A 20,107-nucleotide genomic window follows, 5' to 3' on the forward strand; every position below is an offset into this window, starting at 1 on the left:
AAGTTTCGAGCCGGCACTAAGATCGCATGGACTTCAAACCTGTCGTCCCATTCTGGAGTTCCACCATGCTTAAACCTCTGCATAAATGGATTCGCCACTCACTCCTGTTGCCGCTGACTATCGGCCTCGCTGCCACCGCTCATGCCCAAACTGTGACCATCGGCGTGCAGAGCATGTTTGCGCCGTGGAAAAACGCTATAGCCGAGAAAGAATTCGAGAAAGCCACCGGCTGGGATATCCAGTGGCGCAACTTCGATAGCGGCGGCGATGTGATGCTGGCGATGGCCTCAGGTGACGTGCAGATCGGCGTGGCCGGCAGCAGCCCGATCGCCGCAGCGGTCAGCCGTGGCGTCGATGCGCAGTTGTTCTGGATTCTCGACAACATCGCCAGCGCTGAAGCGCTGGTAGTGCGTAATGGCAGTGGCATCGTCGCGCCGCAGGACCTGGCGGGTAAAACCTTGGCGGTACCCTTCGTGTCCACGACGCATTTTCATGCCTTGTTTGCCCTTGAGCAGTTCGGCCTAACCGGTAAGGTCAAGGTCATCAACCTGCAACCCTCGGACATTCCGGCGGCGTGGGAGCGTGGCGACATCGACGCAGCCTTCATCTGGGACCCGGCGCTGGGTCGCTTGAAACAAAGTGGTCACGTATTACTGACCTCTGGCGATCTGACCAACTGGGGCAAAGCCACCTTCGACGGCATTGTTGTCGACAAAAAATTCGCGGCCAAAAACAAGGACGGTATGACCTCGTTCACCAAAGTGCTGCAGTCCAGCACTGGCGATTACGTAAAGGCGCCGGACACCTGGACCGCCAGCTCGCCGCAAGTGATCAATATCGCCAAACAGTCTGGCGCCAAGCCAGACGAAGTTCCGCCGGTGCTGGCGCTGTATCAGTTTCCGCTGGCGTCCGAACAGGCCAGCAACAAGTGGCTGGGCAACGGCAAAGACGGCGGAGCAGCCAAGGCGCTGGCAGCAACGGCGGAGTTCCTCAAGGCGCAGAAAAAAGTGTCGGCCGTACTGCCGGACTACAGCGTCGCCATCACTCCCGACTTCGTTCAAGCCGCCGAGTAATCCGGAGCAAAACCTGCACGGGCCGATCAGTCAGTGATCGCCCGATGCCGAACCCGATATGAGGAACCATCATGACCCTGAGCCTCAAGATCCACGATGTCTCGGTGCTCTATCCTGGGCAGCAGAAAGGCCAACAGGTCAGCGCCCTGGCCGGCGTTAACCTAGACATTGCCGCCGGCGACTTTGTCGTTGCGCTAGGCGCATCAGGCTGTGGCAAAACCACGCTGCTGAATTTGATGGCGGGGTTCATCCAGCCCAGCAGCGGCCTGATCACGCTGGGCGACTTTCAAGGGCAAGTGCCAGAAAAATTCGGCAGAGGTGCAGAGTTGCGCGATCAGGTCTGCGGCCCCGGCGCCGAGCGTGGGGTGGTGTTCCAGAAACATGCGTTGCTTCCATGGCTCAACGTACTCGACAACGTCGCCTTTGGCCTGAAGTTGCGTGGCATGTCCAAGACCGAACGGGAACAGCGGGCCATGTATTTTCTTGAGCTGACCGGGCTGGCAGATTTTAGCGGACACGCGATCTATCAGCTGTCAGGAGGCATGCAACAACGGGTCGGAATCGCTCGTGCGCTGACCAACGATCCACAAATGTTGCTGCTTGACGAGCCGCTGGGCGCACTCGACGCGCTGACGCGCGAGCGCTTACAGGAGTTGATTCTCGACATCTGGCACAGCACGCAAAAAATGATGTTTTTCATCACGCACGATGTCGAGGAAGCTCTGTTCATGGCGACCCGCCTGATCATTATGTCGCCGCGTCCCGGCCGTATCACCCACGAATTCCCGGTGGACTTCGGCAAGCGATTTCTCGCCTGTCGCGATGCTCGATCAGTCAAGTCCAGCCCTGACTTCATTGCGCTGCGCGAGCAGATCCTGAGCATAATTCATGGTGATGAGGTGGCCGCATGAGCCTGTTCGACGAAAAACAACGCCGCGCAGTCATGCACACCTGGAGCGAGCTGCGTCGCGCGGCACCTGCCCGGCCTGGCGAGCAATACGGCGCGCCTGGTAACGGCTCGAGCCTGACATTGAGCCTAGCGACCCTCTGCGTGGTGTTCGGCACATGGTACGTCGCCACCAACGGAGGCTGGATCAAACCGTTGTTTTTACCTTCGCCACAGGCGGTGTGGGCGCAATTGGTGGATGTATTCCAGGAAGGTTTTGCCGATGCCACTTTGCTCACGCACATTGGCTGGAGCGCCTTGCGGGTGTTTGGTGCGTTTGTGCTGGCGGTGCTGACCGCCATTCCGGTCGGCATCCTGATGGGCGTCAATCGCGTGGCTCGCGGCATCTTCGATCCGCTGGTTGAGTTTTATCGTCCACTGCCGCCGCTGGCTTATCTGCCATTGGTGGTGATCTGGATGGGCATCGGCGAAGGCTCGAAAATTTTACTGATCTATCTCGCCATGTTCGCTCCGCTGGCGCTGAGTGCGCGGGCCGGTGTGAAGTCTGTGGCCATCGAACAGATTCACGCCGCGTATTCCATGGGGGCGAGCCGCGCTCAGGTACTCAAGCATGTGATTATGCCGGCGGCACTGCCTGAAGTGTTAACGGGAATGCGCATCGCCATCGGCTTTGGATGGACCACTCTGGTTGCCGCTGAAATGGTTGCCGCCACCGCCGGCTTGGGATTTATGGTGCTGACAGCTTCCAAGTTCATGGCCACCGACGTGGTGATCATGGGCATTCTGGTAATTGGAGCCATGGCACTGCTGTTCGACCTGGGCATGCGCTGGCTGGAACGCAAGCTGGTACCGTGGAAAGGCAAGGTTTAGTCGTTGGGGGCAGGCCAATGAGCGACCAGTTTCGGATTTTATGAAAAATCGGATCGTGCTGCGGGGGCTCATTCAGGCCAGCCATATGACAGGAGAAACAAGAGATAACATCGACGGGTAATTCCTTGCCTGCCGATCGTGTCGTGTCGCTATCCGGCGGAACTGCTTCAACTTCAGGAAAAAGCGCACCACCAGGTTGCGGGCCTTGTACAGATGTCGATCAAGGCTACGCGGGTTCAGGGCTCCAGTATGGTCAGCGTCTGCTACAACCGCAGCACCGCAGGCCAGATAGGGGCGCTACTTTTTCAACAGCATCGGCCAGACGCCGACGTTTAGAAAACAGATCCGTCCCTGAGGGATCCGCACAAATCTACTCCAGGCTCTGCGCCTGATGGCGCACCTCATCACGCAGGGCTTTCTCCAACACTTCCAAGCCTTCTCGCCCACCAAAATCTGTACAACTGCGCCAATATTCCATGCCTAGCCGCCACAATGAAAGTACACGTTTCACCTTGAGGCTGTTGCTTTGATAGCGTCGTTCCAAATCACGTTCTCGCGCCTGAAGCCCGGTTAAAAAGAGGAGATAGTTGGCGAGTGCAGCAATCAACAGCAGCACCTCTATTCGCTTTGGGCACCTGCTTCGATGCAGATTCAAACCCAGCCCCAAGTGCTCACTTTTCACATCTCGGAAGCCTTCTTCGATCTGCATACGCCGGCTTATAAATTGCCACGATTTTTGCTGAATTCCACTCGCTTTGCTTCAGATTGCTTGCCAGCAACCACGGCTCTCGCTCACGACTGGCGGACTGCCGGCTGAACTTGCTTTTGGCGATTGATCCAGTGACTCGTTGATGTTTACGGCCCTTGGCAGAGTGGCGAACGCAGTACAAATCAATGAAGTGAGGCGCGCTGCGGGTCATCTCAACTCGACCCAGCGACTTGGGCGATGAGGTGGCCAGAGCATACAAATTCTTCACGGGTAACCACTCACTTTCTTCGCGACGATAAAGCTCACGGTTACGTATGCGCGCCACGTAATACCAACCTTGCGCGACTACTGCCTTCATCCATGGCCGCCGGAAGCCTGCATCAGTTACCAAGATTGGGATACAGCCATCAGGCAGCAATTCAGCCAGCGTTTTAATCAGGCGACTTTGATACCTGGGGCAACCTTCCCGCTCATGAACACGCTCATAAATAGGAAACGAACGACCTGCCAGCGGGATTGCGGCTCTCAACAAAAAAGCGCAACCAGGGGCATCAATTCGAGACCAATCGACCAAGATCAGCGGATGCTTCAACGAGCCCAGCAACGCTCGTAGCGACCCTGTAAAGAGCCAGTTCTTGCGACCCAACGCCCAGGGTCGGATCTGGTTCCCGCACCAATTATTGTCAATGGGTAGCGCTGCTGTCGACTTGGGGACATCAAACGCTTGAGCGGATGCTAAAAGCCCTGTACTGACTGTTTCAAGGTGTGCCTCTTCAAGGGCGGCTGTCGCGAGCCGAGCCGCCGGGGCGTCTCGGCCCTTCGGGCATTCATCCTTCACCCTACGGGCTTCGACATGCGCGCACCGCTTGCGAGGGAACGCACCACTCCTCGTTAATCTGTAACCTGCGGGCAAGGGTTAAAAACCTCGGTTACGTCGAGTGTTGTATGCCACGGGACGGCAGTGCCTGACACCATTCCGCCTACGGTTTGCTGTCGACCCGACTTGCGCACATATCCGCCATCCGTCCCAGTGAAGACGTGCTGCCCTGGCTTCGTCAGATAATCAAAGAAACTGACTTTCACAGGTGCATTCATTTGCCCACCCGGCGTAATGACGGCGAGCATGATCGCTCGGTCTTTGGTGAATACAACGAACGGTTCGACTCCAGTGCGACCACCAACTGTCTTCACGCACTGCACTTGTTCTGGGAGGATGCGTGCGGTTTCAGTGTAGGTGTGGTTGTTGTAGAGGCTGAGGATCAGGCCTTTGCTGGTCAACACTCCCAAGCCTTGAGTGGCTCTGCAGCTGCCTTCGCTTCCATATGGGAACAAGCACCAGTTCGTTTCCGACACGGCTTGAATATCCGATGGTGCAATTTTCAGATCGCGCTGGATTTGGGCTTTTGATTCCGGCGTGTCGTAAGGGATCATCACGCATCCACCGACTGTCACTGCTGCGATGAGGCCTATGGCCGCAGCTACGTTTTGAACTGATGATTTGAAGATGTTCATTGTTCGCTCTCCTTGCTGTATTACCACCACTGGAAGGCTGTGGCGATTTTGGTAGCGAACCTTACGGCATGGGCGGCAAGCAGTCATCCTCGTGCTGATAGCTGGATCGGTAGATGACTTGACTGGACGCTTACATTACGGTGGCAGAATCGACGCACAACTGCCGGTCAGGACAGGCGGGACTCGGCCAGAAGCGGACGTCAGAGTCGTTCAGAAAAATGTGCCCCCTTTAGCGTTCCTGGCAAGTTTTCATTCGCGAAGAAAACTATCGAAAGACAGTTTGCTGCCCGTACTTGACTCACCTTTCGTAAGCAATGGCGTAGGTGCTCCCTGAGCGCTTGATATGAGCAAAGCCGAGCGCTCCTAAATGCATGCCAGCTACCAGCAAGTTATCTGAGCTTGGATCACCAACTTTTTACTAAATGGGTCATTCTCATGCTGACGGCAACAGTCAATTTGCTGATGCGATGTACAACCTTTAACCGCTTATCGGTTAATGTACAGGCTCTTCATCTTCATACCGCCGCGCATTTTTTTGACCCCCGGTTCCATGTCCGCAGGGCATGCGCCTTGAAAGATGCCATTGATGACGGTGTGCTGCGTTTTGATTTTCCCGTTTAAGTCAAACGAAGTATCGGCCGTCAGTACGTACGATTTCGCAAGATCGCCGCTGAACGAGCCTGCCAGCTTCGCGTCTGGGCAGCTTGATTTAAAATTGTAGCCGTCGCCTTTGCCGCTTTCCGATTCGATCTTGCATTCCTGTTCGAAGTCGGACCATAAGTCGTCGTCGATCAGCCTGTCCTTTGGCTGATCGACGCAAATCTCCCAGGAAAACGGCGAGGTGGACGGTGTTACCTTCCACAAACCTGAGGCGCGCTGAAGACGCTGGGAGGGTTCTACGGCCGCGGCCGGCAATGTGACTGCAAGTGTTATAACGGGAATCCACAAAAAAATGGCGGAATACTTCATCACGATTCCTTTCTGTAAAGCATTAAATTGAGCACCGAAAAACGTTTCCTCCATTTCGATTCCCCGAGTTTTTTATGACCTTTTGAGGCTACTTCGCCCATGCGAGGTTAGCATTTTTATATATTTCTAGGCTCATGAGCAACTGCTTCTGGCCGACTTCAGCCCTTCGTGACAGGCAGAAGTCGGCCATTTTCTGTCAGTCGTGACCGGTATCGGTACATCACTCCGTCTCAATGCCACATTTGTCACACGTCATGTCGCAGGTAATTGAGTACCTGCGACAGACTCACGCGGCATCGCAATGCCTTTGCTATCAGGCCCGAATGAGTCGTTGCATAACTCAGGAGTTATGCAACTTAAAGAAAGCTGATGGGTGATACCTAATGTCGAAGAAAAACTGTAAATCTTAGTCCCGCGAGAATAAATCGTCGACAGGGTCGACTTCATCGCGTAACGGGCCGGGCCAGATCATGCGTTGGTCTCGACGGTACTCATAGTCAGGCTCAGGCTCTCCCCCGTAAAAGTAAGTGTCATAATGTTTTTCAACATTGATTGATTCTTCGACACTGTCTACCACTGCGGACAAATCAGTTGCACCCAGCTGACCAGCTTGCTCCTCCATCAGCTCTCTAAAATTCCTGCGCGCCTGAGACTCCGAGCTGCAATCGTTGAATACAGCTGACTCTGGAAACTCATCCTCGACAGACTCAATCAAGTAAGTGGTGACTGCCTCATCGTAAGTCACAGTGAGTGCTTCATATTCAGAAGCACCAAAATGAGAAATTATTTCACCTAGCACTAATAGTTCATCATAGGAGGGATTGCTGGAGCATGCAGTCTCTAAAAATCTTTCAACGGGGCCCATACCTACGCACTCATTTTCGAGAGCCCATAACACTACATTAGCAGAAGATAAAAATAACCCGGCGCAATCAGAAGAAATAATGAATTCTATCGCATCCAAAAAGCTTTGATCTGAAGTACTGAAAACCAAACCTAACTCAGCCCTCATCATGCATAGTCGCGCAACGAATTCGGACTCACAACTCAAGAATCTTAATTCACATATACATCTAAATATATAATCAGCCACATCGACAGCAGTGCTCGCAGGAATGATTTTGTTAGCTACCATATCCTTGAGTGTATTCAAAGAAGATAGAGTTTGCAGGCTGCTGAAACAAATTCGCAGCGCCGGCTTGTTGGTCGCGTAGCGATTTAGTACGAAATCACCAAGCGATGGATTGAAGAGACGAATGAATGGCTGCGTGTCACCCACTATAAATCGGGTCAGCATAGAACCCGAAAGGTGACGAAGATTTAACAAAAAATCCTTCTTCCCTGTCAGACTTCCCAGCCCCGGAGCACCAAGGTATCTCGCAAACGCTTCAGCAAGGTCTACCTCAGAAATTTGACGACCATTCATAGTCACGAGTAAGACCATTGCACGCCCACAGTCGTCTAACTGTGCTTGGTATGGGTTATCCCATACCTGAGAGGGATTGTTTAACAAATTAATAGCGTGAGACCAGTATAGCTTTGGGGCTACGCCTTCTAAGCGTTGGACATCGGTAATAAAACGAATTAATCTAGGGTTGAAGTTAGGATGATCGATTAAATCGCGATACCGTTTCTGCGCATAAAGTTCATCTACATAATCGCCCTCTAGCTCTGAGTGCCAGATATGGTTATAAAGGATCCGAGCCTTATCCATGACTTTCATAGATGAAAGTGTGACTTCGAATTCATTTCTCGCAATGTTTTGATTTTCAAATACATCGTTAAGTATCTTGCCCTGATTCAGAATCGTAGTCCTTGACGTTAAGACAAAACGCTTATTAGGGTCTTTAACAATGCGCTTAATAAAATTAACTATCTGCCCACCCTCGTGTCCTGAAAGAGCTTCGAGATAGTTACGCCCCAAGAAGTCATCGAAATAGAATATTTGTCTAGCCTCTTGATCGTAGACACCCTCTGCTTCCTTAATATCATCCGCCACTACAGCAAGCGTGAAATCTTGCGACACATAATGTAAGATTAACTGCCCCGCAAGCGTGGTTTTACCGATTCCAGCCGGTCCGGTGATGATTACCACATTCATAGATTCTAACTTGTCTATGGCGTCCGCATGATTGGCAGTAGGAACGTATAGCTTGGCGTCCTCCACTATCTCATTAAATGCAAAATCACTCCTGTCATGTATTGGCTTACTCAGAAGATAGCGCAACACATTTGAACTGCTGATCCAGAGCTTGTAATGCCTCCGCTCCACATCAGGATACTTAGCCAACAGATCATTCAAATCTTCCCGACCTAAAATATCATCTGGCGTCAACACAAATGGCGCTAATTTTTGCATCAATATAGTCTTATCGTTCCGAGATAGTGGATGCGATAACACTAAAATATATCGGGCGGGAGATAGCTTCTTAATTTTCAAATATTCCGTATCTTCAATGTTCTTAACCAGCTTTTCCAGAGGCGTAGCGACCCAATGCTTGCATTGAAGAACCCACTCGTTACCGTCAGATTTGAAATAGCGGCCATCCACCCCAGAGTCGCGTCCAGGCTTGAACCGTTCGAAGCGGACGCCTTCGCGTGCGCTGAGCAAATCAGTACAAAAAACTTCGAATTCTTTGTCATTTAGCCGCGAAAAATCGTATTCGTTCACAGAAGCTCCGCTACTTAGTTTGATCGCACATCAACGATGGCCGCAGCATGTGAGTATAACCAGTTACCGGCAAACGCCTATGAACCCAACGGGTCCGAGGAAATTTCATCGCACCTGACCTTACCAAGAGGCCGGCAGGGTGCCGGTAACAGGCTGACACCCATCCTGTAGAAGTATGACCGTAGCATGCGGCACGGGATTGGCCCGAAAGTACGGTGCGCTTCTATTCTGGACTGCTAGGTTTTTGGCTGACTCATGGGTAAAGCGACGACTTTGGCTTGACGCCACGGGCAAATATCGGCCAAAAGCTGCCGCTCACCAGAGATAAATTTCGAACGTCCCAACGCCTGGAGTGAGCCCCTCGTAGCCGCAAAACAAAGCCTGTTAACATGCATCTCAACGCGTCGCACATTGACCTATCCGAAGAAAATCTTTAAGCGCCGCCTGATAGAGCGTCAAGGGCTGATTGTCCGTATTGAATAGTGCAAACGGAATCATCGTGAGATGTGAAAACGACGTGGCGTTTATCGAGTAGGTTTTCTGCCTGCAAAAGCGCTGATCCTTATTCAATATAAAATCAAACTTGAAAAGGTTTGTCCGCGTACACCAACTGGGGATCAAACCCAGACTCAGGCCCGTCAAGTAATCTTGTCCGCAAGCGCCGCCAGATGAGAACTCCGAGATCTTTATTTCTAATGCCGGTAGGGTCGGGGCGGCAAGGCTGGAGCCCGTATCCTGTGCATCGGGAATAACTTTGAGTGTCGCTGCGTATGCGTCCTTGCCGAAGCGACTGTCTTTCCATGGGGAGTTTATTGCGTAACTGAAGCTGGAGATGATTTCTTGTGTTTCGGGTTCAGCGGGTTCGTTGATTGTCGGCTGGGACGAATAAGATGTGCAGCCGGAACAGAGTATCGCAATGCTGAAAAACACAAACCCATTGGCTATTAAGCGACGCATACTCAGTTTTCCCTAACTATCAATTAGCCGACATTCCTGTCACTTAATGCCGTATAGCATCTTATCTACACGCCGGATTGCTGAATCAGCATAACAGGGTAGACTGTACGCGCGACACTTCGGGGGAGAGAGAAGGCCGCCGCCATACTTTCTTTGCCCCAATCCAATCCAATGCGAACCCGCGAACTTTGAAAGCAAACGCCTGCCCAAACCCCGCCATCACCAAGGTTGCGCCACTAACAGGGAGAAAATAATGAAGCAGGACGCCAGCAAGCGCTCATCAATTCATACCGGCTTGGGCACTGTCATCGCACGCCTGGGGCTGTTGCTCATCGTGCCGTTGGCTGTCGGCGGCTGCACCTTCAAGAAAACCGATGTCCAGAACCCGGCCGAGATGGCCAAGTACGACCCCGCCAGTACGGCGCGCATCCGCCTGATCAGCGGGCAAGGGGCATACGCAGGTTTCGTATCCGGCCAAAGTTGCGAGCAGTATTTCAACGACACTTACAGAAAAGCGCTGGCCGCCCGCGAGCGGCCGCAAGGATGGAATCCTTCGCGTATCGTGCCCAGCGGTCAGAGCACGGATATCTTCGGCATGTGGCCTTCCGACTACCAGAACAATGTCATCGGCATGCCGGCCTCCCCGGTCAGCGCGAAGATCGATGAGACGCGCAGGTACTTCGATGAACGTGTGGTCCCGGCCGGGCAGCCGCTGATCGTGTTTGTGGCGTTCGTCACGTCCGGGTCCAGTTGCTCATCAGCACCCGTCAGTTTCGTGCCACGCGCAGGCGCCGACTATGAAGTCCGGCAGGCATTCCAGTCGCAAACATTCCAGACAACGTGCCGCAATGAGGTGGTTGAGTTGAAAGCCGGCGAGGAAAAACCGATGTCCCCGAATTACTGCATCCAGGACTCGTCGGGCGATTATCACACCCGCAGCGTTACCCCTGTCAGCCAGGCCGGGCAATAAGCCGACCGGGCCTGGTATAGGATGGCTGCTGTTTGTGCAGCCACTTTCACGCTGGCCCTTTTGCGCTGAAAAAAGGGCGTTATCAGCCAGCCTAGCTACGCCGAAGCGACGACTGGCGTATGAGGGCTCCTAGAGAGGGACCTTGGAGAATGAGACAAGGGAGCCCCCCAGCCCCATCAACAAACTCCGAAAATGGCCCATAGCTAGCCTGTCTCGAATGTCTGCTCCTGGCCGGTTGCGGCCTGTCATGAAGGGCAGCCACCGACCCATTGCAACCGTTCAGCATTTGGCTAAAATCGACCAAGAATAGACTGCCGCCCATAAGTGAAAACTGATGTTTACCTGCCCATGCTGCGGATATGCAGTCTTCGAGGAACACCCAGGGTCATACGACATTTGCCCAATTTGCTTCTGGGAGGATGACGTGTTCCAACTCTATTACCCTCACCAGGTGGATGGACCGAATAGATGTAGCTTGGCCGAGGCGCAGGTCAATTTCGTCCAATTCGGTGCCTGCGAGCGAACCATGTTGAAGAATGTGCGAATGGTTAGCGATAGCGATATGCGGGATGGTGAGTAGTTCCCACTCTGGACTCGCCGAGTCGCCATTCCAGATCCCGACTCCGACAACCAGCATCCTCAACACATGAAGTCGAAGTACGAACTCTACTATTGGCTGCGGACCTAGCAGCGCAAATTGGCGTACTAAGTCCAAATTGGTCGGAAGCAGTCTATTCCAAACGGCTGCTTTTGGCCGAGGCTGTGTAAAAACAGTTTTGAGCGCGACCTCTACTCAAAACCGGACTGAAAATCGCGTTTCTACGCGAAATCCATATCTGCTGACGTGCCGATAAATTTCAGATTTAACGTAGACGCGCACACTTCAATTTTGGTGAAGCGTTTTTACACACTCTGGGCCGATTTCTGCCGTTCGTGACGGGCAGCAATCGGCCAAAAGGAGCCAGTCGGATGCCTCCAGGAAATCAGGGGCGATTCAGGCGGGCTTAAGGCATTTCAATCTAAATTTTCTGACTCTGTTAAATGGTGAGTAATGGATATTCTGAAAAAAGAGTGTATTGCCAGTGTAACGTTGTTTGATTTGCGCCTGTCTGAAGGGGAACTAATGGTTTATGCAGATTGCATGCGCATTATCAAAGAACGCCTTTGTGATTCGGAAATAGCTTCTCTAACAGTTTGTGAATCTAAAGAGGAGCTAACTCACTTCTTGGGAGATATGTTGGGTGCGCTAAAATTAGTTGAAAGGCAAGAGTACGTTCCAGATAGGTAAGTAGTTTTTAAGTCTGTGTCCTTTTCAATGTTGTCTCTTCAGCAGGGTACATTGAGTGTCTTTCTGTGGACAGGTGAAAGGCAGCCCTTGGCCGATTTCTGCCCACCATCACAGGCGAGAATCGGCCAGAAGCGGTAATATAGAATGCCGTAACCCATCATCAATTAAATGCAGCCGACGCCATGCCTCAGCCCACAAGCCATCTGTTCGCTTATGTAAGGACAGTCAGTGATTTCCGGCCTGACGTTACCGCTATCGTGCTTTTCGGCCTGGAGGTAAAAGACGATGACCCGGTGTATCTGCTAATACGTTTTGAGGACTACGGAAAACTCCAGATTGAAGGCGACCACTTGATACTTGGATTGGATGAGGCCCTGGAAAGCGCTGAGTTCGAGTACGGTATTTTGCCAAATGATTGGCGAGTAATGAGCGAGGCGGAAATTCAGCGAATCGATTCGAACATCCGTTCTAGCGATTTACCCGCTTAGGGTCGAGAGCGGATTCTCACGAATGGCTCCTCTTGGCCGGTTCCGGTCTTTCGCGACCGGCTACAACCCACCCATTGCAGACGTTCCCGAACGCCCAGGCATGCATTCCCAGTAAACGGAGCGAATGACTTGAGTCGCCTGTCAGGAGCTGAGCTGGTCGAATAGCTTTTGCAGAAAAACATCGCCCGCCACTGAGTCGGATAGCAAATAATGCCCAGACCAATTGTCCCAGCCAGCTGCGAGGCTGAACTCAGCACATTGGAAATTCTGGTGAATTTTTTCATCAACGCATATGACAGGTGAACCCAATCGTTTGAACCCTCGGCGTTTGATCAGGTTTTCAGCTAGCGATAGCCAACAAGCGTCTGACAACTCGTTGAAACTGAGTGTCAGATGTCCATTGGCTGCCGTGTCGAGAGTTGGGTTCATCTATTGCCGTCTAAGGTTTGACGCGAAGGGAATGCACAAACGTGGCTGCGGGGGCGTTGTTTAGGTGCCTGATCAAGTTTGAGAGCGTTTTATTGCGTTGGCGAGCTGTTCGGCGTTGTTCCGCAATTCAATGAATTTTTCGTTTAGCTCGACATGACCTGGATTCCAAGAAAGGACGCCATCGACATAGCTTTGACCAAGAATGAGATCATTTAATGAGCCCATTCCGCCATAGGCTGACAGTAGATACTCAATCCCAGAGTAATCAGAATCCAGCAATAGTGCCCTTGCCTTACGCATCCAAAAGCTCCAGTGGGTGTCTCCATAGCTTTCGAGCACGATTGCAAGCTGATCAAGAATGGAGATCAACTCTTCAGTTTTCGGTCCCATTTCTCGACATCGTCCAAAGTGAAACGCGGCATGGGCGGGATGATCCGCTGTTGAGTATTTCTCGCCCGCTAGCAACATAAGCTACTGTTTCGCCATTAGGGTGTCCACAGGCTGCTTTTGGCCGACTACTGCCCTTCGTAACGGGCAGCCATCGGCCAGAAGCGGTCATTTACAGCCCAGAAAAAAGTGAGACTCAGGCGGGTATGGGATATCGTTCTGACCTCGAAACCGACTTGTATTCATGGAGGAAAAATTGCGGTTTTACATTTTTGGTGCTTCGTGTGCATGACAATCCGAAATTTTCAGGACGCAACCGAGCGTGGCACGAGTCGTGGATAACAGAGCAAACGGCTACGGTCTTACGGTTTGACGGGATGAACAGTGCTGAAAAGATGGCTGCGAAGGTCACTCATGCGTTGTCGTAAGTATCGTAATAGCTCGAAACCGTGGCGGGCGAGGCACTACTTTAAACGCGCTCAAGCTTCAATCCAGCTACTGGAGTGTCTAGAGGAAAATAGCAATGATCACCGAAAACTTAACGCCTGAACTCGCATATCTTGCAATGTATGAATTTCTTGTGGATATCTATCAGCGAACGAAGTCGGATGAGTTGGGCTCAATGTTGGGCAGTATGAGTTATCTTGCCGATGGCGAGACTGCCGATCCGACAATTTGGAAGGATTGGATGCTCTGTGTGACCAAAGTCTTAGCAGGTCAAGGCAATGCTCAACTGAATTTGATCTAACAGTCACAACCGAAAACTCGATAACTACGAGATCAGGTCTTAGTTTTTTGAATCGCTCAGAATTTCGTAGACGCTTCTATGCCCTAAACCGAGACGTCAGGAGATTCATCCCACTGTTTTGATAAACACCATTGAGCGGCTGCTTCTGGCCGAGGCTGTGTAAAAACGTTTTTGAGCGCGGCAGGTACTCAAAACCGGACTGAAAGTCGCGCTTCTACGCGAAATCCACATCTGCTGACGTGCCGATAAATTTCAGATTTAACGTAGACGCGCACACTTCAATTTTGACGAAGCGTTTTTACACACTCTGGGCCGATGGCTGCCCGTCACAAACGGCAAAAATCGGCCAGAAGCGGACGGTCGGATCAGGTCCAGTTCAGCAGTCAAAAAGGCGGTCTATCGACAAACCCCACCTGGAGACATAGGCTCAACTGCAAGACAACTCTTAAAACAAACAGCGACTGTCGCCGGTAAAAGAAAAGTCGCTTTCCCCAAGATATTCCAAGGAGTGGTATGGGCATTTTGGATCGGTTGTTTGGTGGGCGCTTTACCATGCCTCCACCCGAGGAAACTAACCTCAGCGCTTCAGCGATCATGAAAGAACTACGGCCCGGCCCACCCGATCCCGCACAGAAAAAGGCACTCGAGACTTTTGCCCGAGCGCTGCTGGCTGTGGTTCCGGAAAAAGAAGGCGCCAGACTTGTCAGGCGCGTCATGCGTAGATACGCGATGGGAGATAACGCATGCAGTGCCCTCACAGATGGATTGTTGGATGATTCAAAGGGGCAAAAACTTGAACACCTCGTTCTAATGAGTCTGGATTGGAAAAGTTATGATGTGTTTGAGTATCAGGCTCCCTATCTGGTTAGCGCCAACGGCTTGAAAGAGCCCTACGTCTACGTGCGAAACAGCGCTTCATCAATGCCAGAGGTGCTTGATGAATTCGACCAATGGTTGGTTCGGTCTGGTAAGCGTTATCTTCACTTGGACTCCGGAAGTGACAATTACGATGGTTTTGTTGTTGACGCTGATCGGGTGGAAGAAACCATTGAGCTGGCCGGACGTGCGGGCCTCAAAGTCAGTCTTGAGAACTTCTGACGTTGAGCAAAATGGGCGGTGTGACGACCGTGGTGTCAGTGTTTACGAGAGGCCGCTGTGGCAGTATTTTGCGCCTTCCTGCAAACCGACGGCTAAACCGTTGGTACCGTTCCGCCGTCGATCACAAACTCACTTCCCGTGATAGATGCTGCTCGCGGCGAAGCCAGGAAACCGATCAGGTCAGCAACTTCGGAAGGCGTCGACGGGCGGCCGAGCGGGATACCTCCAAGTGCTTTCATGATGATCTCTTTACCACCTTGATAGTCAGTACCTGCCTCCTGCGCGAGTCGCTCGGCTAATGCGACCGACGCTTCGGTTTCAACCCAGCCCGGCGAAACCCGAACCACGCGGATGCCTCTGGGCGAAACCTCTTTCGATAAACTTTTGCTGTACGTCGAAAGTGCGGCCTTGGCCGCCGCGTAAGCTGTTGTAGCTTCCGGCAGTGGCAGCCGACTCTGGATGGAGGTGACGTGGATGACGACCCCCTCCTTGCGCTCCAGCATACCCGGGAGCAAGGCGCGGTCGAGGCGCACCGCCGGCAACAGATTCAGGCTGAGCTCTCGTTGCCACTGTTCCTCGTCCAGCGCAGCAAAACCGCCGCCGGGTGCCGACGAACCACCCAGGACATGGATCATTATGTCCACGCCCCCCAGCCGCTGTTGGATCGCGGCGATCAGCACGTCACAACCTTCCCGGGTCGAAAGATCAGCCGCAATCAGAAGAGCGCCCGGCATTTCAACGTCCACCTGCCGGGCCGAGGTAATGACCTTCGAGCCCTCGGCCAGTAACAACTCGACGACAGCCTTGCCGATGCCTTTGGTGCCACCGGTGACCAGGACCCGCTTGCCTGTCAAACCTAGATTCAGCATGGCGTGATCTCCAGGGAACGGATTCGACCGCCCTCCAGCGTGAAGACGTAACTCAGTTGAACCGGGCTACCGGGGAAATTCCCAACAAGGTGCGCAATGACAGTCAGTCTGCCCTGCCCTTGCAGGGCTTGCAGTGGTTGGACCTGATAGATGAAAGCTCTGCGTGCCTCCAGTTGCCAGGCTTCGATGGCAGCTGTTCCTTCGTATGTTTTTCTCTCATCGCAAACCGTGGCGTCAGAGTGGAAGCAGCTCGCAAGTTGCGCTGCATCGCCACCATTGCTGACCGAAAAGTACGTCTGCACGATGTCGGGAAGCTGAGGTGTCATGTTTTCGTTCTCCAGAATCTGGCTGTATGAAGCGATCTTGTGCATTGTTGTTCGTGAGCCTGATGCAATGAGGCATCCACCCGGGCCGAGCATCAGGAGATCAACCCCCGTTTCGCGGCCTTGAAGGTGGCGGCCGCTCGAGTCGAGCATTCCAGCTTCCGGAAGATGCTTTCCACGTGCGTGCGAACGGTGCTCGGGCTTATTTCCAGCAACCTCGCCACTTGCTTGTTGTTGGCGCCAGCGCTGATCTCCCTGAGGATGCGACACTCTCGCCCGGTGAGTAATAGCCCACCAGGCGGTTGAACCTGGTGCTCGCCGTGTGCGGCCAGCCTCAGCCATGCATCACATGCTTGAGGTGGCGAGCATTCAGCAGCAACCAGACCGCCTCTACTGCCGATGTCAAAGTACGTCTCACCAACGCTGATACGTTGAAAGCTCATTTGCTGATCTCCTGGATGGATTTCCTGGAGCGATCTTGCTGCCTGACGGATAGTTTGCTCAACTGGGACAAACCTTTATGACCAATCCCGAAATTCAGGACAATAAATGTCACAAGATCGTTTAGGCCTCAGTGAGCTGGACGCTGTTATAGCGGTCGCACGCAGGGGGTCGTTTCGGCAAGCCGCTATCGATCTCGGCGTCTCCACCACCGCGTTGAGCAACACCATTGCCCAACTGGAAGCCCGCCTCGAATCGCGGCTGTTCAATCGCACTACCCGTAGCGTGGCCATCACCGAAGCGGGCAGGATATTTCTGGAGCAGGTGGGGCCAGCCTTGCAGGATTTGCGTGCTGCACTCGATGCAGTGCGATCACATAACGCCGGACCCTCGGGCACGCTGCGTATCAATGCGTTCGCCAGCGCTGCCCGATCGGCGCTCCTGCCACTGGTGATGAAATTCCTGCAGCATCATCCGAAAGTACACATCGACCTCGTGACCGAAGGCCGTCTGGTGGATATCGTTGCTGACGGCTTCGATTTCGGCGTGCGCTCAGCAAACCTCGTTCCGAATGACATGATTGTGATCCCTCTCGGCCAGCCGCAACGGTACGCTGTGGTCGGTTCGCCGGCGTACTTCGAAAAACACGGCAAACCGCGAACGCCATCCGAGCTGCTCCAGCATCCATGCATCCGCGTTCGACTTCCGAATGGGGCGATTTTCCCGTGGCATTTCGAGCGGGACGCAGAAGTGATTCGTCTCGATGTGAGCGGGCCGCTTACGCTGGATGAATCCAGCGTGGTCAAGCTTGCGGTGCAGGAGGGCATGGGGCTCGGCTTTTTCATGGAGCAGGACGTTCACGACGAAATCCGTGCCGGACAGTTCGTGCGGACTCTGGAAGACTGGACACCGCCCAGAGACAAGCTGTGCCTGTACTACCCGAACCGCCGCAACCCCTGCGCGGCTGCCAAGGCATTCATCGACCTGGCACGCGCCAGTCAAGCCGTCCAGGGCGGGCTCGCATGATCCAGGCTTAACCTGGACCAGGCTCAGGCAATCAATCCCAGTGTCAGTCCCTTCAAGGTAGCGGCTGCCCGGGTCGAGCATTCCAGTTTGCGAAAGATGCTTTCCATGTGCGTGCGAACCGTGCTCGGACTGATGTCCAGCAGCCGCGCCACCTGCTTGTTGCTGGCGCCACGGCTGATCTCCAGCAGGATGCGGCACTCGCGAGTCGTGAGTATCGAAGCCTTCGGTTGACGCATCCGACGCTCACCACCTGCGGCGGCAATTACTGCTTCGCAAATATCGTTGTCGAACAAGCCACTGCCAGCATCCTGTTTGAGTAACCTGGCTGCATCCGCTTCGCCGTGGGCCGATCGCCATGGCCTGGCTTCCCTTAGCGCGACCCAGGCGACCGATGTGGCGAACAGGCGATGCTCGGCACACAGTGCATCACCCGCCACGCCTCGAAAATAGCCACTGCCGTTGAGCCGTTCATAAGCATGGGATGCAATCTCTGCGGGCACGGCCAGTTCAGTGATAGGTCTAAGCGCCTGTTGTGTCCAGTAAGGGACAAGGCGCACCCGCTCCGCAGCGCCGTATGGCAGCGTCCCTGCGGTATTCCAAAGGTGGTTCGAAACGGCTGCCCGGCCGAGACCGTAGATGAGCGCGGACTTGCCAATTTCTGTCAAAGTGGGCTCCCGCAGCCCCCACAGGCGTGCAGCTTCCACGGCGACATGCGCTACCTGCCGCGAATGCCCTGCCAACCACGGGAGCTTCAAGTCGATGATGTCTCCCACCAGCGTCAGTGAGACACAACGCTGCTCATGCGCGTGGTCAACCGTTTTCGAAAGCGTTTCCAAATCCGCCAGCCAGTCCTTTGCGTTCCCCAGAAGCAACGATACTAGCGACGCGGGATAGCGCCGATCCGACTGCTCTCTGATCCAGCGTAGCGCCGCGTCCAGGCCGTGTGCACGACTGAGAATATCCAGATCACCTGCAAGTACTACCTGATAGGCGACTTCCGGAATGTGCTCATGGGTCAGGCCCAGCGGCCGGCCAGTGCCGTCGTAGGTTTCGAACACGCGACACAAGCCTGCCTCGACGGCGGCACCGAGCTGGAGGGTTTTGGCGATTGCTCCCGACACCTCACAGTGCACGACGGCAAGCGGGGTTGCCTGATGCACCGCGTTCATTTGCTCATTGCCCAGCGTCAAATCGAGCATCGCGCGGCGGCCATCGACGTCGTCGCCCAGCAGATCCGCAAAGCCTTCGGCATTGGCGGTGCAACCGGACCAGCGCAGCAAGGCAACCTGTTCCGCTACCCTCAGATGCTCACCGTCGCCGTGCCGGGCCCGCGCCAGCATCCGCGCCAGTGCGGCAACACGCCGGGAATGACCGAGTGGTTGTCCCATGCTGAGGTCACCGATCTGGGCGATCGTCGCCAGCGCCCCGCCCAGGGAGATGTCCAGTTGCAACACACTATCCATGAGAAATGTCCCAGGGTCGGATAATTGACCGATGCCCACACCGCAGGCTAGTCAGCAGAATTTGAACTCCCGAACAGGAGCTCATCCAATGAAAACATTCAAATCGAAAATCGCTACCGTCGCCTTTGCCCTAGCCGGCACCTTCATCGCAAGCGCCAGTCATGCGCAGGATACAACGCCCTCCGTGGTGATCGTACACGGCGCGTTCGCCGACGGCTCCGATTGGGCCAAAGTGGTGCCACTGCTCCAAGCCCAAGGGGTGGCCGTTACGGTTGTGCAGAACCCGCTCACCTCACTTGCCGACGATGTTGCCGCTACGCACCGCGTGTTGAGCAACCAGCAGGGCAAGGTGGTTCTAGTCGGGCACTCTTGGGGCGGCACCGTGATTACCGAGGCCGGTAGCGACCCGAAGGTCAGCGCGCTGGTGTATGTCGCCGCCTTCGCGCCGGAGGCCGGGCAAACCAGCGGCGAACAAGGTAAAGGCGCGCCCACGCCCCCTGGCATCAGTCAGATCAAGGCAGACGGCAACGGTTTTCTCTATTTGACGCCGGAAGGCATGGCCAAGGACTTCGCCCAGGATCTCCCTGCAGCGCAGACCGCCGTCATGACCGCCACGCAAGGTCCCATCAAGGCATCGGCCTTCGACGATAAAACGACCGTGTCGTCCTGGAAGGCCAAACCGTCCTGGTATCTGCTAGCCACAGAAGACCGGATGATCCACCCCGACGTCCAGCGCTCTGCCGCCAAGCGTATCGGTGCCACCCTCGCCGAGGTGCATACCAGCCATGTTCCCCAGCAGTCACAGCCGGCCGAGGTCGCCGCAGTGATTCTCAAGGCAGTGCACAGCGTTGGCGAGAAATGATCGCCGGGAAATGACGCCACTGATAACCGCAAACTCAATCGCTGCAT

At 54.0% G+C, this 20,107-nt stretch carries 20 protein-coding genes and 4 pseudogenes; 12 read left to right on the forward strand and 12 right to left on the reverse strand.

The features are described from left to right. Positions 1–65 precede the first annotated feature (65 nt). The 3 genes from tauA to C5F70_RS20955 all read left to right on the forward strand — a co-directional run bounded on the left by tauA (position 66) and on the right by C5F70_RS20955 (position 2,850). Positions 66–1,073 carry a taurine ABC transporter substrate-binding protein gene (gene tauA / locus C5F70_RS20945; RefSeq protein ID WP_017844459.1) on the forward strand — a complete coding sequence of 336 codons (1,008 nt, stop codon included), beginning with the start codon at positions 66–68 and terminating at the stop codon, positions 1,071–1,073. Between the two features lie 71 nt (positions 1,074–1,144). After that, the gene (locus C5F70_RS20950; RefSeq protein WP_017844460.1) at positions 1,145–1,984 is read left to right on the forward strand and encodes a taurine ABC transporter ATP-binding protein; all 840 of its coding nucleotides are present in this window, start codon (positions 1,145–1,147) and stop codon (positions 1,982–1,984) included. 32 nt (positions 1,985–2,016) lie between these two features. After that, positions 2,017–2,850: an ABC transporter permease subunit gene (locus tag C5F70_RS20955; RefSeq protein WP_032804179.1), complete on the forward strand. Its 834-nt coding sequence runs from the start codon at positions 2,017–2,019 to the stop codon at positions 2,848–2,850. Between the two features lie 370 nt (positions 2,851–3,220). On the opposite strand, the pseudogene C5F70_RS31205 reads toward C5F70_RS20955, so the two are convergent. From C5F70_RS31205 to C5F70_RS20995, 6 genes and pseudogenes are all read right to left on the reverse strand, one after another. After that, a pseudogene (locus C5F70_RS31205) lies at positions 3,221–4,172 on the reverse strand (IS4 family transposase); the annotation flags it as partial. After that, positions 4,164–4,253 (reverse strand): annotated as a pseudogene (locus C5F70_RS31600) (transposase); the annotation flags it as partial. The pseudogenes C5F70_RS31205 and C5F70_RS31600, both read right to left, overlap by 9 nt. A 197-nt stretch (positions 4,254–4,450) precedes the next feature. Beyond that, entirely contained in the window at positions 4,451–5,071 is a 621-nt protein-coding gene (locus C5F70_RS20975; RefSeq protein WP_017844463.1) for a hypothetical protein, read from the reverse strand. Between the two features lie 486 nt (positions 5,072–5,557). Next, positions 5,558–6,094, reverse strand: a complete 537-nt coding sequence (locus tag C5F70_RS20985; RefSeq protein ID WP_226927612.1) for a hypothetical protein — start codon at positions 6,092–6,094, stop codon at positions 5,558–5,560. A 352-nt stretch (positions 6,095–6,446) separates the two neighbouring features. After that, positions 6,447–8,711, reverse strand: coding sequence for a restriction endonuclease (locus C5F70_RS20990; RefSeq protein ID WP_104903986.1), 2,265 nt, complete (start codon positions 8,709–8,711; stop codon positions 6,447–6,449). Positions 8,712–9,107: 396 nt separating this feature from the next. Further along, positions 9,108–9,668 carry a hypothetical protein gene (locus tag C5F70_RS20995; RefSeq protein ID WP_017844466.1) on the reverse strand — a complete coding sequence of 187 codons (561 nt, stop codon included), beginning with the start codon at positions 9,666–9,668 and terminating at the stop codon, positions 9,108–9,110. Positions 9,669–9,921: 253 nt separating this feature from the next. Here C5F70_RS20995 and C5F70_RS30650 point away from each other — a divergent pair, with 253 nt between their 5' ends. The 4 genes from C5F70_RS30650 to C5F70_RS21020 all read left to right on the forward strand — a co-directional run bounded on the left by C5F70_RS30650 (position 9,922) and on the right by C5F70_RS21020 (position 12,414). Further along, positions 9,922–10,638, forward strand: a complete 717-nt coding sequence (locus tag C5F70_RS30650; protein ID WP_017844467.1) for a hypothetical protein — start codon at positions 9,922–9,924, stop codon at positions 10,636–10,638. A gap of 334 nt (positions 10,639–10,972) precedes the next feature. Next, a complete protein-coding gene (locus C5F70_RS21010) occupies positions 10,973–11,218 on the forward strand; it encodes a CPCC family cysteine-rich protein (RefSeq protein ID WP_256588303.1) in 246 nt (81 codons plus the stop codon). A gap of 471 nt (positions 11,219–11,689) precedes the next feature. Continuing rightward, positions 11,690–11,926, forward strand: a complete 237-nt coding sequence (locus C5F70_RS21015; protein ID WP_104903988.1) for a hypothetical protein — start codon at positions 11,690–11,692, stop codon at positions 11,924–11,926. 182 nt (positions 11,927–12,108) lie between these two features. Beyond that, complete coding sequence (locus C5F70_RS21020) at positions 12,109–12,414, forward strand: hypothetical protein (protein ID WP_053129460.1); 306 nt, start codon at positions 12,109–12,111, stop codon at positions 12,412–12,414. Between the two features lie 141 nt (positions 12,415–12,555). Here C5F70_RS21020 and C5F70_RS30655 read toward each other — a convergent pair whose 3' ends face one another. Together C5F70_RS30655 and C5F70_RS21025 are read right to left on the reverse strand one after the other, a co-directional pair. Then, the gene (locus tag C5F70_RS30655) at positions 12,556–12,843 is read right to left on the reverse strand and encodes a hypothetical protein (protein WP_158683875.1); all 288 of its coding nucleotides are present in this window, start codon (positions 12,841–12,843) and stop codon (positions 12,556–12,558) included. Positions 12,844–12,915: 72 nt separating this feature from the next. Then, positions 12,916–13,311: a hypothetical protein gene (locus C5F70_RS21025; protein WP_371920053.1), complete on the reverse strand. Its 396-nt coding sequence runs from the start codon at positions 13,309–13,311 to the stop codon at positions 12,916–12,918. Positions 13,312–13,517: 206 nt separating this feature from the next. Here C5F70_RS21025 and C5F70_RS31215 point away from each other — a divergent pair. The 3 genes and pseudogenes from C5F70_RS31215 to C5F70_RS21040 all read left to right on the forward strand — a co-directional run. Next, positions 13,518–13,658, forward strand: a pseudogene (locus C5F70_RS31215) (adenylate kinase); the annotation flags it as partial. Between the two features lie 95 nt (positions 13,659–13,753). Then, positions 13,754–13,978 carry a hypothetical protein gene (locus C5F70_RS21035; protein ID WP_177410564.1) on the forward strand — a complete coding sequence of 75 codons (225 nt, stop codon included), beginning with the start codon at positions 13,754–13,756 and terminating at the stop codon, positions 13,976–13,978. 513 nt (positions 13,979–14,491) lie between these two features. Further along, positions 14,492–15,076: a hypothetical protein gene (locus C5F70_RS21040; RefSeq protein WP_104903990.1), complete on the forward strand. Its 585-nt coding sequence runs from the start codon at positions 14,492–14,494 to the stop codon at positions 15,074–15,076. Positions 15,077–15,168: 92 nt separating this feature from the next. Here the strand turns inward: C5F70_RS21040 and C5F70_RS21045 are convergent, their stop codons facing one another. The 3 genes and pseudogenes from C5F70_RS21045 to C5F70_RS21055 form a co-directional block, all read right to left on the reverse strand. Further along, complete coding sequence (locus C5F70_RS21045; RefSeq protein WP_104903991.1) at positions 15,169–15,945, reverse strand: SDR family oxidoreductase; 777 nt, start codon at positions 15,943–15,945, stop codon at positions 15,169–15,171. Further along, a complete protein-coding gene (locus C5F70_RS21050) occupies positions 15,939–16,316 on the reverse strand; it encodes a nuclear transport factor 2 family protein (RefSeq protein ID WP_256588304.1) in 378 nt (125 codons plus the stop codon). The genes C5F70_RS21045 and C5F70_RS21050 overlap by 7 nt, the downstream gene beginning before the upstream one ends. Before the next feature lie 47 nt (positions 16,317–16,363). Next, a pseudogene (locus C5F70_RS21055) lies at positions 16,364–16,624 on the reverse strand (response regulator transcription factor); the annotation flags it as partial. Positions 16,625–16,817: 193 nt separating this feature from the next. On the opposite strand from C5F70_RS21055, the gene C5F70_RS21060 reads away from it, so the two are divergent. Then, on the forward strand, positions 16,818–17,735 hold the full coding sequence (locus tag C5F70_RS21060) for a LysR substrate-binding domain-containing protein (RefSeq protein WP_104903993.1): 918 nt from the start codon (positions 16,818–16,820) through the stop codon (positions 17,733–17,735). Positions 17,736–17,758: 23 nt separating this feature from the next. On the opposite strand, the gene C5F70_RS21065 is transcribed toward C5F70_RS21060, so the two are convergent. Beyond that, entirely contained in the window at positions 17,759–19,198 is a 1,440-nt protein-coding gene (locus C5F70_RS21065; RefSeq protein ID WP_104903994.1) for an HD domain-containing phosphohydrolase, read from the reverse strand. An 88-nt stretch (positions 19,199–19,286) separates the two neighbouring features. On the opposite strand from C5F70_RS21065, the gene C5F70_RS21070 reads away from it, so the two are divergent. Next, positions 19,287–20,060, forward strand: a complete 774-nt coding sequence (locus tag C5F70_RS21070; RefSeq protein WP_104903995.1) for an alpha/beta hydrolase — start codon at positions 19,287–19,289, stop codon at positions 20,058–20,060. Positions 20,061–20,107 lie beyond the last annotated feature (47 nt).

It is taken from the genome of Pseudomonas sp. LH1G9 (assembly GCF_002949975.1).
Taxonomy (GTDB): Bacteria; Pseudomonadota; Gammaproteobacteria; order Pseudomonadales; family Pseudomonadaceae; genus Aquipseudomonas; species Aquipseudomonas veronii.

What these genes read in the sequence shown, in the direction of transcription:
- tauA (WP_017844459.1), top strand. Translation starts at nt 66, where the DNA reads ATGCTTAAACCTCTGCATAAATGGATTCGCCACTCACTCCTGTTGCCG.
- C5F70_RS20950 (WP_017844460.1), top strand. Translation starts at nt 1,145, where the DNA reads ATGACCCTGAGCCTCAAGATCCACGATGTCTCGGTGCTCTATCCTGGG.
- C5F70_RS20955 (WP_032804179.1), top strand. Translation starts at nt 2,017, where the DNA reads ATGCACACCTGGAGCGAGCTGCGTCGCGCGGCACCTGCCCGGCCTGGC.
- C5F70_RS20975 (WP_017844463.1), bottom strand. Translation starts at nt 5,071, where the DNA reads ATGAACATCTTCAAATCATCAGTTCAAAACGTAGCTGCGGCCATAGGC.
- C5F70_RS20985 (WP_226927612.1), bottom strand. Translation starts at nt 6,094, where the DNA reads ATGGAGGAAACGTTTTTCGGTGCTCAATTTAATGCTTTACAGAAAGGA.
- C5F70_RS20995 (WP_017844466.1), bottom strand. Translation starts at nt 9,668, where the DNA reads ATGCGTCGCTTAATAGCCAATGGGTTTGTGTTTTTCAGCATTGCGATA.
- C5F70_RS30650 (WP_017844467.1), top strand. Translation starts at nt 9,922, where the DNA reads ATGAAGCAGGACGCCAGCAAGCGCTCATCAATTCATACCGGCTTGGGC.
- C5F70_RS21010 (WP_256588303.1), top strand. Translation starts at nt 10,973, where the DNA reads ATGTTTACCTGCCCATGCTGCGGATATGCAGTCTTCGAGGAACACCCA.
- C5F70_RS21015 (WP_104903988.1), top strand. Translation starts at nt 11,690, where the DNA reads ATGGATATTCTGAAAAAAGAGTGTATTGCCAGTGTAACGTTGTTTGAT.
- C5F70_RS21020 (WP_053129460.1), top strand. Translation starts at nt 12,109, where the DNA reads ATGCCTCAGCCCACAAGCCATCTGTTCGCTTATGTAAGGACAGTCAGT.
- C5F70_RS30655 (WP_158683875.1), bottom strand. Translation starts at nt 12,843, where the DNA reads ATGAACCCAACTCTCGACACGGCAGCCAATGGACATCTGACACTCAGT.
- C5F70_RS21025 (WP_371920053.1), bottom strand. Translation starts at nt 13,311, where the DNA reads ATGTTGCTAGCGGGCGAGAAATACTCAACAGCGGATCATCCCGCCCAT.
- C5F70_RS21035 (WP_177410564.1), top strand. Translation starts at nt 13,754, where the DNA reads ATGATCACCGAAAACTTAACGCCTGAACTCGCATATCTTGCAATGTAT.
- C5F70_RS21040 (WP_104903990.1), top strand. Translation starts at nt 14,492, where the DNA reads ATGGGCATTTTGGATCGGTTGTTTGGTGGGCGCTTTACCATGCCTCCA.
- C5F70_RS21045 (WP_104903991.1), bottom strand. Translation starts at nt 15,945, where the DNA reads ATGCTGAATCTAGGTTTGACAGGCAAGCGGGTCCTGGTCACCGGTGGC.
- C5F70_RS21050 (WP_256588304.1), bottom strand. Translation starts at nt 16,316, where the DNA reads ATGCACAAGATCGCTTCATACAGCCAGATTCTGGAGAACGAAAACATG.
- C5F70_RS21060 (WP_104903993.1), top strand. Translation starts at nt 16,818, where the DNA reads ATGTCACAAGATCGTTTAGGCCTCAGTGAGCTGGACGCTGTTATAGCG.
- C5F70_RS21065 (WP_104903994.1), bottom strand. Translation starts at nt 19,198, where the DNA reads ATGGATAGTGTGTTGCAACTGGACATCTCCCTGGGCGGGGCGCTGGCG.
- C5F70_RS21070 (WP_104903995.1), top strand. Translation starts at nt 19,287, where the DNA reads ATGAAAACATTCAAATCGAAAATCGCTACCGTCGCCTTTGCCCTAGCC.